The organism is Sphingobacterium sp. UBA6317, assembly GCF_002440385.1.
Taxonomy (GTDB): domain Bacteria; phylum Bacteroidota; class Bacteroidia; order Sphingobacteriales; family Sphingobacteriaceae; genus Sphingobacterium; species Sphingobacterium multivorum.
The window spans coordinates 241,110-252,560 of the sequence record NZ_DJTD01000041.1; the positions used below are offsets into that span (position 1 = coordinate 241,110).

At 37.3% G+C, this 11,451-nt stretch carries 10 protein-coding genes; 9 read left to right on the top strand and 1 reads right to left on the bottom strand.

Annotated features, from left to right (window positions below; translation table 11 throughout):
- Position 1: 1 nt before the first annotated feature.
- On the bottom strand, positions 2-835 hold the full coding sequence (locus B3E92_RS13790) for a 1-acyl-sn-glycerol-3-phosphate acyltransferase (protein ID WP_112374399.1): 834 nt from the start codon (positions 833-835) through the stop codon (positions 2-4).
- A 254-nt stretch (positions 836-1,089) separates the two neighbouring features.
- Here B3E92_RS13790 and B3E92_RS13795 point away from each other — a divergent pair, with 254 nt between their 5' ends.
- From B3E92_RS13795 to B3E92_RS13835, 9 genes are all read left to right on the top strand, one after another.
- Positions 1,090-1,752 carry a CBS domain-containing protein gene (locus B3E92_RS13795; RefSeq protein WP_115047839.1) on the top strand — a complete coding sequence of 221 codons (663 nt, stop codon included), beginning with the start codon at positions 1,090-1,092 and terminating at the stop codon, positions 1,750-1,752.
- A gap of 46 nt (positions 1,753-1,798) precedes the next feature.
- A complete protein-coding gene (locus tag B3E92_RS13800) occupies positions 1,799-2,683 on the top strand; it encodes an NAD kinase (protein WP_112374400.1) in 885 nt (294 codons plus the stop codon).
- Positions 2,684-2,972: 289 nt separating this feature from the next.
- Entirely contained in the window at positions 2,973-3,710 is a 738-nt protein-coding gene (locus B3E92_RS13805; protein ID WP_201639469.1) for an isoprenyl transferase, read from the top strand.
- A 112-nt stretch (positions 3,711-3,822) separates the two neighbouring features.
- Complete coding sequence (gene bamA, locus B3E92_RS13810; RefSeq protein WP_115047835.1) at positions 3,823-6,387, top strand: outer membrane protein assembly factor BamA; 2,565 nt, start codon at positions 3,823-3,825, stop codon at positions 6,385-6,387.
- 423 nt (positions 6,388-6,810) lie between these two features.
- On the top strand, positions 6,811-7,344 hold the full coding sequence (locus B3E92_RS13815) for an OmpH family outer membrane protein (protein ID WP_046671928.1): 534 nt from the start codon (positions 6,811-6,813) through the stop codon (positions 7,342-7,344).
- Positions 7,345-7,447: 103 nt separating this feature from the next.
- Positions 7,448-8,017, top strand: a complete 570-nt coding sequence (locus tag B3E92_RS13820; RefSeq protein ID WP_070569926.1) for an OmpH family outer membrane protein — start codon at positions 7,448-7,450, stop codon at positions 8,015-8,017.
- A gap of 361 nt (positions 8,018-8,378) precedes the next feature.
- Complete coding sequence (locus tag B3E92_RS13825) at positions 8,379-9,053, top strand: TetR/AcrR family transcriptional regulator (RefSeq protein ID WP_070569195.1); 675 nt, start codon at positions 8,379-8,381, stop codon at positions 9,051-9,053.
- 192 nt (positions 9,054-9,245) lie between these two features.
- Positions 9,246-10,544, top strand: a complete 1,299-nt coding sequence (locus tag B3E92_RS13830) for a 4Fe-4S dicluster domain-containing protein (protein WP_070569191.1) — start codon at positions 9,246-9,248, stop codon at positions 10,542-10,544.
- 7 nt (positions 10,545-10,551) lie between these two features.
- On the top strand, positions 10,552-11,346 hold the full coding sequence (locus tag B3E92_RS13835) for a (Fe-S)-binding protein (RefSeq protein ID WP_115049484.1): 795 nt from the start codon (positions 10,552-10,554) through the stop codon (positions 11,344-11,346).
- Positions 11,347-11,451: the final 105 nt, after the last annotated feature.

Genomic DNA, 11,451 nt, shown 5'->3' on the forward strand with positions numbered 1-11,451 from the left:
TCTATTTTTCTTGAGCCAATCCATAAACCCTTCTTTTCACTTCCTCAGCCCAAGTTTTTTCGTTTTTTGATTGATCAAACGCTGTATAAGGGATTCTTTCTCCTACTATAATATTGACGGTATGTCCGCGTTGAGCAAACATTTCATCAGGTAAATATAACATTTCAATGTTTACCTTGAGACCCAATTTCTGTCTAAGCCTTGCAAAATTATAAAAAAACTTAGAGTTTTTACCGTCAATCAGGACCGGAATGATATCTTTTTTATATTTTTTTGCTTTGCTAATAAAACTTTTCTTCCATTCTAGGTCTTCTATACGGCCATCGTTTTGTTTTCTGGAAACCAAACCAGCAGGGAATACCAATAGCGCATCATCCGCTCCGTAAGCCTCCTCGATCGCAGAAATAGCCTGTTTCCCCTGCCCCCCCAACTTATTGACACCGACAAACAAAGGCCTCAAATTACCTATATTTAAAAGAATATCATTAACCAAAAATTTCACATCGCGTCTATATTTACCTATAGCGTGCATAAATGCAATTCCATCCAATCCGCCCAAAGGGTGATTGGACGCAAAAATAACCGGATCCGATACTGGAATATTTTCTGCCCCATACAAATTGACCTTGACATCCAGATCGTTGATCAATGCATCAACAAAGTCCAGGCCCTGAAGATCCGCAAAGCGCGTCATAATATCATTTATCTCGTCTTCATGAATTGTCCTTTTTAAATAATTAAGTAAAAAAGACGGAATCCATTTAGCAAGGCCCGCATTTTTTTTGTGAATAACTTCACGTATATCAATAAACTTTTTACTCTCGCTTGTGATCATCAATCTTACTGTTCCAATTAAAAATACTTCACCTCCATTTAAGCCCAGTTTTTAGGCGTATCCCAATTCGTTGACAAAAATAATAACAGAATGGTAATAAAAGTACAATTTTAAACTTTAAAATTGTACTTATTTGCAATAATGTATTCGTTCTCTGTGCTTCCTGTTTTAGGTATTACAAGCAATCAACGAATTAAGTATAAATCTGATCCTGTAAAATTTCTTTTCACCTAGTTTTTTTATTAAGTTTGAGTATGCTAATAAGTCAATTTCTTTCAAATGCTGATTTCAGTATTCAAAATGCTGATTCAATACAACAAGCGCTAGAGAAGCTGCAAGATATGCTTTGTAAAGAATTAGTCGTTTTAAATGGTGACGACTATATTGGCCTGGTTAATGAAACCATCTTATTGGATGCGGAAGATGAAGAAGCTCCCCTTTCTTCCATAAAAATAAATACGGCCCCCATACAGCTGAAGTTCAATCAACACCCCTATGATGCCCTGGTGATGATAACGGTATATAATAGCACAATCATTCCTATTTTAGATCAAGACAACAAATATATTGGTGTGTCAACACAATTGGATATATTAAAGGCAATAAGTTCAATTCAATCACAAAATGAATCTGGTGCTATTATTGTGTTGGCGACTGGCCTACACGATTTTTCACTTTCACAGATTGCGCACCTTGTTGAAAGTGACAATTGCAGAATCCTCAATTGCGCAACTAAAATAAATTTGGAAAGTGACAACATTGAAGTTACCCTTAAAGTCGACAAGTCAAACATCAATGCCTTACTGAATTCATTCCTAAGACACAACTATTTAATTCTTGAAACCCATAATACCATAGCTGCATTTGACGACACTGCCGACCGTTATCAGCAGCTTATGAATTATATTAACATTTGATTAAGATTAGTTTTTTCTCATCTTTGCCCCATAAATTGAAAACAATATGAGAATCGCAATATATGGAAGAGAGTTTCAACCCTCTGTTATACCACATGTGAAACACTTATTTGAATATCTTGTCGATAAAAATATTGAGATCTGGGTATATAATCCATTTCATGAATTTCTGCAATCACAATTTGAATGCGCCTTTAACTTCTCAACATACAATACCTATCAAGAAATAAAAGATCATATTGACATCATGTTGAGTCTAGGCGGAGATGGAACCATGTTATCTGCTGTTTCCCTGATTAAAGATTCCGGAATTCCAATTGCAGGAATAAACTTTGGACGCCTCGGCTTTTTAGCGTCCATCAATAAAAATGATTTTGAGGATGCCATCGAGGATATACTGAACCAGCGTTTTACCATACAGAAGCGCGTGCTGCTCTCTGTAGAATCTGAACAGCTTAACTTGTTTGAAGGCAATCATTATGCGCTCAATGACATTACCGTATTTCGTTACGACAGCTCGGCCATGATTACGGTCAATGCACGCATCAATGGCGAACTACTGAATTCATACTGGGCAGATGGACTAATTATCGCTACACCTACCGGATCCACAGCCTATTCATTGAGTTGCGGCGGACCTATTATTATGCCGGAAAGTGGCAATTTTGTCATTACCCCCATCTCTCCGCACAACCTCAATGTGAGACCCATTGTCATCTCGAATCAGTTTACCCTTGAATTGGAAATAGAGAGTCGAAGCAATCAATACATCTTAAGCTGTGATTCCAAAAACGAGTCTATTGATACATCTGTAAAATTAACCATTAAACAGGCTCCATTTACTATTAATCTGATTAGACTCCCCCATGAAAGCTTTTTCAGTACGCTGCGGGAAAAATTACTTTGGGGCATCGATGTCAGAAATTATTAGGCTATCAATTCACTTCGCACAAGCTCGCTTTGTATGAAGAGAAACACACAAAACAATCTTTCTACATATTGTCCTTCTAAATTTCCAATTAAAAATCGATATTTGGAAGAAATAAAGAAAGACGGAATAAGAACATCCGGAATAGAAATCCAAGTGCGATAATTAATCAATGAAAAGTACGTTAAACAAACAATAATCATTGGTAGCAATACAGGAAACCAAAAGTAGGTTTTAAAACGCCAAAATAGCATTGATGCCTAAGGTGTTCATTTTATTGAAAACAGCAAAAATGAGTTTTTTAGATCAGATAGATAGTATTAAATTGCCACAGCATATAGCCATCATCATGGATGGCAACGGCCGTTGGGCAAAACAGAAAGGGAAACTTCGCGTATTTGGGCATCAAAATGGTGTAAAAGCAGTACGAGAAGCATTAGAAGGATGTGTAAAAGCAAATATTAAATTTCTGACACTTTATGCATTTTCTGCAGAAAACTGGAATAGGCCTAAGCTCGAGGTAATGGCACTCATGGAGCTATTGGTTACTTCCCTTAAAAAAGAAATCAAAACTTTTCAGGAGAATGGCGTCCGTTTGAATGTTATTGGTGATATCACCAAATTACCCTCAAATGCACAAAGAAAGCTGCAGGAGACCATTGAAGCAACGAAAGAAAATACACACTGTACATTGACATTAGCTTTGAGCTACAGTTCTCGACAAGAAATTGTGGACGCCGCTCGAAATCTAGCCCAAAAAGTAAAAGACGGAAAACTCAATGCAGACGAAATTAACGATGAATTATTCGCTGCAAACCTCTATACACAAAACCTACCCGATCCTGACCTTCTGATACGTACCAGCGGAGAATTGAGAATAAGCAATTTCCTACTTTGGCAAATTGCCTATTCAGAATTATGCTTCCTAGATAAGATGTGGCCCGAGTTTACGAAAGAAGATTTATTTAAATCCATCGTCGATTATCAGCAACGCGAAAGAAGGTTTGGAAAAACAAGTGAACAGTTATAAAGATTTTATTAAATTTGACCACTGATTTAAAAAAAGCAAGCTGGTTAAATTTTCTTAATTAACAAAAATTAACAAACGATTGGTGTACTTTAGCGCCAATAATTATAGATAAATGAAGCGTATACTACCCGTAATACTATTTTTTGGTCTCTCATCAATGCAGCTTGTCTACGGACAAGACAAAGGTGCGTTCAATTTAAATGACCCAGAAAAAATCAGCTATCTCAATCCTAAAAACTATGTAATTAGTGCTATTGATATAACTGGAACACAATTTTTAGATAAAAATGTATTAATTACGATCTCTAAATTGTCAGTAGGTCAATATTTGGAAGTTCCAAGTGAGGCGACTGCAAAAGTAGTGAAGGATATGATGGCTCAAGGCCTCTTTGATGATGTCGAATTATGGGCAGATAAAATTGAAGGTGAAAATATATTTTTGACCATCCGTGTAGTAGAACGTCCTCGTTTAACGCGTATTGATATCAACGGTCTAAGTAAAAGCCAGACCGAAGAAGTTCGCAAACGTTTAAATAGTAACACTGGTAAGATTGTCAACGAAAACTTGATGAACACCACACGTGGTACGATCCAACGGTTCTTAAAAGAAAAAGCTTTTTTATATCCGGAGATCACCCTAAAAACAGTGAAAGACTCGGCACAGGCTAATAATGAAATACTTATTGCCGATGTGGATAAAAAACATAAGGTAAGAGTCAAAAAAATGACTTTTACAGGGAATGAACATTTTTCTCAGCAAGAGTTGAGAAAAATGGCCAAGCCAATTAAGCAAAAAATGTGGTACCGTATTTTCGGTCCTGGAAAATTCAAGGAAGAAAAATACAAAGAAGGTAAAGAAAACCTAATCAAGAAAATGGCAGCCAAAGGCTATCGTGATGCGACAATCTTGAAAGATACGGTTATTCGCGATGGTGAAAAAAATGTGTTGGTTAACTTTGACATCTATGAAGGTCCTAAATATTATGTAGGTAATATTGTTTGGACAGGTAATGCTAAGTATTCTGACACTTTGCTTAATAAAATTTTAGGTGTCAAACGTGGTGATGTTTTTTCGGAAGAAAAATTAACAGCAAAATTGATGGGTCCTACAAAAAATAGTGATGACATCTCTTCAATCTATATGAACGATGGTTATCTTACGTTCTCAGTAGACCCCGAACAAACGCGTATTTATAACGATACCATCGATTTAAATTTACGTGTTTATGAAGGTGCTCAATATACCATCAATAACGTTATTGTTAAAGGTAATGATGTAACCAACGACCGTGTTGTATTACGTTCTATTTATACAAAACCTGGTCAAAAATTCTCAAAAGAACAAATTATGCGCAGTGTGCGTGAGATTGCGCAGTTGGGAAATTTTGATGAGCAAAAGACAAACCCAGTACCGACAAATCTAAATTATGCGGATGGTACAGTGGACATTGTTTACAATGTGACTGAAAAACCTTCGGATCAGGTCGAGCTTTCGGGTGGTTATGGTGCCGGTCAGATCATCGGTACGTTAGGTTTAACATTTAACAACTTCTCTACCAGTAATTTCTTTGATAAAAGTTCCTGGAAACCGCTACCACGTGGAGATGGACAGAAGTTGAGTGTGCGTGGTCAAACTTCGGGTAAACGTTATCAATCGTATAGTTTCTCTTTCTCCGAGCCTTGGTTGGGTGGTAAAAAACCAATTTATTTTGGTTTGAGCGCCTATACTTCGAGTTCATCATATGGTGGGTTTAACTACTATACTGGCGAGCAAATTGTTAAGGATTCCGAGTTGAATCGTATTTGGATGACTGGTATTACCGCAACATTAGGTAAACGCTTGCAATGGCCAGACAACTGGTTCCAGGCAAATACTTCCTTGTCATTCCAACGTTATAAGCTTCAGAATTATGGAAATTACTTCCTATTTGATAATGGTACAGCCTATAACATCAACTTGACGCAAGAGTTTAGCCGTAATTCGATCGATGCTCCTATCTATCCTACTTCGGGTTCAAACATCAAATTCTCGGTGCAATTGACGCCTCCATATTCATTGTTCAACAACATTGATTATAAAAATGGTTCGGCTCAGGAACGCTACCGTTGGACAGAGTACCACAAATGGAAATTTGACTCGCAATGGTATGCAAAAATTGCGGGAAAACTTGTTTTCAAAGCACAAGCTCAATTTGGTTTCTTGGGTAAATACTCCAGCAAAACTGAGATATCAACTTTCGAGCGTTTCAAAGTCGGTGGGGATGGTATGCAAGGGTTTGATTACCTACAAGGATCTGAAATTGTTGCGTTACGTGGTTATGCAAATGGTGTAATCATTCCTGAAGGAACACAAAATGTGAATGTGGCACGAAATTCAGGTAGTCCAATCTATACGAAATATCAAATGGAATTACGTCACCCGGTGATGTTAAATGATCAGGCAACAGTTTACGTATTGGCTTTCGCTGAAGCGGCAAATACCTGGAACAAGTTCACCGAATACAACCCATTTAAAGTACGTCGTTCTGCAGGTGTTGGTGCCCGTATCTTCTTACCTATCTTCGGTATGCTAGGAATAGATTACGGCCATGCATTCGACCCTATCCCGGGTTTACCAAGCAGTACATGGAAACAAAACTTTACATTTAGTATCATGCAAAATATGGGTGGATTCTAATCTTTGTTGATCCAATCCTGTCGAAATAAAATAAAAAGCTATCGCAAGAAATTGTAGATAGCTTTTTTGTTTTAAGATTATTTTCCAATAAATCATGCATTTTTCTTTCATTTCCACCCGATCGGATTAAATGCGAAATCACCCTATATATCTTATAAATTTTCTTATATTGAGTGCGGTTATGATCACCGAAAAAAGAAGCTATAAACAGCACTCAGGCAACTAGCATTGGAGCATTCTTCAACAAGTTAAATAGTGTTAAACCCGAGAAATATCTGTTAGATTGCTTCTTTTTTCTTATTTTTGAGCCGTAAATTTACGTAGAGCGGTTTTCTCGAATTAAACTTTTGGGATTATCCGAAGTCATAAGGTAAATTAGTGTTAAATAATAAAAAGTATAGTCTATAAAAACTTACAGGAAATATGAAAAAAATATTGTTAGTTATAGCTTTTGTAGTCGTGAGTGCTACAGCGACATTTGCCCAACAACTTGCATATGCTGATTCAGAATATATCCTAAAACATATTCCTGAATATACGACTGCACAGAAACAGTTAGATGACCTATCTAAGCAATGGCAGGAAGAAGTGGATCAGAAATATGCTGAGATTGAAAAACTATATCAGGCTTATCAAAAGGACCAGGTTTTATTAAATGAAGATATGCGTCGCCGCCGAGAGGATGAAATCGTGACAAGAGAAAAAGAAGTAAAAGACTATCAAAAACAAAAGTTTGGATTTGAAGGCGACCTCTTTAAAAGACGTACTCAATTGATGAAGCCTATTCAAGACCGTGTAGCAAAAGCTATCCAAGATGTTGCTTCGGCCCAGGGAATTGATTTTATTATGGACAAGGGCAATGAGTCTACTTTTCTCTATGCCAATCCAAAATTGAATAAAAGTAATGATGTCATTACAAAATTAGGATATAAACCCAATCCGAGTCTTGCAAACTAAGCGGGAGTTTATTATCATTGTGAACACAAATAATAATAGTAGTAATTAATTAGAAAACTAAAAGATTGCCATAAAGATGGCTCATTAGATTAAAATGAAAAGCATGAAAAATTTATTAAAGGGTGCGGTTGCTTTAGTGGCAGTATTTTTCTCAACTCAATTCGCAAATGCGCAACAAAAGATTGGTCATATCAATTTTGCTGAAATTATTCAGTCAACATCTGAATTTAAAACAGCTGAAGGGCAGTTGAAGACATTGAGTGATGGTAAAACCAAAGAAATTCAAGATATGGTTACCATCTATCAAACAAAACAAAAAGATGCAAACGATAAATTGCGTAACAGAAGTGAAGCAAATAAAGATACGGTTGATCCAGAAATCAACAAAATAGGTCAAGAATTACAAGATATCCAAGCGCGTATTCAAACAGCACAACAAGCTGCTCAAGAAGACTTGAACAAAAAAGAAGAAGAATTAATTGCACCTATACACAGAAAAGTTGGTGAAGCTGTAAATGCTGTTTCTAAAGAAAAAGGTATGGCTTATGTATTTGATATTTCAAGCACAAATATTCCTTATTTCCAAGGCGGAGAGGATTTAACTGCTGCTGTAAAAACAAAATTAGGTATTTCAGCTACAGCTGCTCCTACTGCTGCTCCAGCAAGAAAATAAGCTAGTATACAAGGCAATAAAAAAGGGATTATCGATATCGATAATCCCTTTTTTATTGCCTATCTATTTTCCCAATGGCAAGTGAATTTCAATCAGCGTAAAACGCCGACAGCACCAAATACGCTCCAGTTCTACAGCGAAAAGAATAAGGTAAACTCAAAAGCTTATCGAATCAGTCAAATTATAGTGTAAATAAAAATCTGCTGCTTGATTTTCTTGCATTTACCAGCTAAATTGTAGATATTGGTTCGGAAAACAAACATATCTACCCTAATGAAAACTTCATGGTCCCAAATTTGTTCATTAACTGACGAATATGAGGTACCCAGGAAAGCTTCGTCGTTAAAATGATTTTATTCGCATGAAAAAGAAAGTAATTGAGGATAATCCTAAAAAAGAAAGAAAGGTAACTTCCGGTCCTATTCGCGACAAAGAACGCACCAAGGCGCGAATGATCGCTGCTGTCGGAAAGGTAATTCAGAAAAAAGGATACCATGCATTGAATGGGCCTAATATTGCTTTGGAATGTGGACTGAACAAAGCATTAATATGGAATTATTTTGGCGGTCTCGATCAACTGGTGGAAGCTTACCTAACACAAAAAGATTTTTGGCAAATCGGAGACAAGGGCGTATTGGAACAAATGATCACAAACCCGGGCTCCATCAGTATCTCCTTGATAGAAGAATTGCTTAAATCTCAATTTAACACCTTTTTGAAGGATAAGACGAAGCAAAAAGTTATTCATTGGGGACTGGGCGAAAAAACAAAAGCCCTTAAAAATATAGCCGACAGAAGAGAATTGCTCGGCGAAGAACTATTTAAACATGTCGATTCAAAATTCGAAAACTCCGAAAACGACCTTAGAGCGACATTAGCGATTTTAGTCAGTTCAATTTATTATTTGAGCCTTCAGGCAAAATCTACAGGTAGTACATTTTGCGGTATTGATGTAAATACCGAAGCAGGAAAAGAACGAATTCAGAAAACGATGCGTAAAATATTAGAACAGACATTTTCTGATGTTGAGCTGTAGTCTACTCAGATACAACTAGAGAAAACGTCCAAGAAGAAATAATTCCTTCTGGACGTTTTTCATTACAGCCTAAATTCACCATTAAAAAATTCCAATAATTTATCGTGTTAGGTCCTCATTTTTGATTTATTTTTACTATGTTAGCATAACAAAATAATATAGTATATTTGTTTATAACCAAGATACAAGCATATGATAGGTCAACTAATATTTGCGGTTTGTTTCGCTGTAGCATTGTTTCTTTTTAGCAAAAATGCACAACAGATTTATCGTAATATCAAGCTAGGCAGACCGGCAGATCGTTCGGACAGATCCGCGGAGCGTTGGAAAATGATGTTCCTCGTCGCCTTTGGTCAAAAGAAAATGTTTAAGCGTATTTTCCCCGCAGTCCTACATTTATTTGTATACCTTGGATTTGTCATCATCAATATTGAGATGTTGGAGATTGTCATAGACGGGCTTTTTGGTACACATCGTATCTTTTCATTTCTAGGGGGTCTTTATAATTTCCTGATTGGGGCATTTGAATGGCTCGCGCTGGGTGTACTGGTATCCTGTCTCATCTTTTTATTTCGGAGAAATATTGCTAAAGTAGCTCGCTTAAATAGCGCGGAATTGAAACATTGGCCCAAGACGGATGCAAATATTATTTTAATCACAGAGATTCTTTTAATGTCGGCTTTCCTACTGATGAACGCTTCTGATCTTAAATTGCAACTCTATGGCTTTGCACATTTTAAATCGGCAGGTTCCTTTCCAGTAAGCCATTATCTTCTTCCATACCTTCCTACTTCGACGGAGGCCTTATTTTTAATAGAGCGGTCTTGTTGGTGGTTTCATATCCTAGGTGTACTTGCCTTCTTAAACTACCTCCCCTATTCCAAGCACCTTCATATTATTTTGGCTTTTCCGAACACCTATTTTTCTAATCTGAACGCAAAAGGCAAACTATCCAATATGCCAGCTGTGACCAATGAGGTTAAGGCAATGCTTGATCCGAGTTTCACCCCGCCTCCAGCAGATGCAAATGCACGCTTTGGAGCCAAAGATGTTCAGGATTTAACCTGGAAGAGCTTATTGGATGCATATACCTGTACTGAATGTGGACGTTGTACATCTTCCTGCCCCGCAAATATAACGGGAAAGCTGCTGTCCCCACGAAAAATCATGATGGATACAAGGGATCGACTCACTGAAGTCGGTACGAATATCAAAACAAATGGAAGCTTTCAGGATGACGGAAAATCTCTCATTGACACTTACATCAGTCGAGAAGAGTTATGGGCCTGTACAAGCTGTAATGCATGTGTAGAACAATGCCCGGTCAATATTAATCCTTTGGATATTATTATTGAGCTACGCCGCTTTGCTGTTATGGAAGAATCACAAGCTCCTGCGAGTATTAACAATATGTTTGGAAATATTGAGAATAATGGTGCCCCTTGGAAATATGCGCAATTGGACCGCGCCAATTGGACTCAACAACAATAGTTTTATGATGGAAAATGAATTAAAAGTTCCCACAGTTGCAGAACTGTTGGCCAAAGGAGAAACTCCTGATATACTATTTTGGGTAGGTTGTGCAGGGAGTTTTGACGAACGTGCACAGAAAATTACGCGCGATATCTGCAGAATATTACAACATGTCGGTTTAAAATATGCCATCTTAGGTACAGAAGAAAGTTGTACGGGCGATCCTGCCAAAAGAAGTGGAAACGAATTTCTATTTCAAATGCAGGCCATGATGAACATCGAAGTACTCAATGGCTATGAAATCAAAAAAATAGTAACGGCTTGCCCACACTGTTTCAATACCTTGAAAAATGAGTATCCATCCCTAGGTGGTAACTATGAGGTCATTCATCATACACAATTGATCCAAAACCTGATCAATGAAGGAAAATTAAAACCAGCAGATAACAACGTATTCAAAGGAAAGAAGATAACCTATCATGATCCCTGTTATCTTGGTCGTGCGAATGAGGTCTATGAGGCACCGAGAAAAGTATTGGAAAGCTTGGATGCCCAGTTGATCGAACTGAAACGTTGTAAGAGCAATGGACTTTGCTGCGGTGCTGGGGGCGGACAAATGTTTAAAGAACCAGAGCCCGGAGCAAAAGACATTAACATCGAACGTATCGAAGAAGTCATCGATGCACAGCCTCAAGTTGTCGCTGCAGCATGTCCTTTCTGTATGACGATGTTAAAAGATGGCGTAAAAATAAAAGAAAAAGAATCAGAGATTGAGGTGTTGGACATTGCGGAAATAACTGCCCGAGCAAATCAATTGTAAATTACATTAATTACGAAATAAAAGAGGCCCGATCATACGATCGGGCCTTTTGTGTAGGGAGAAGAATATCTCCTGTCCACGCTTAAATTAGGGGAATCCCAAAGC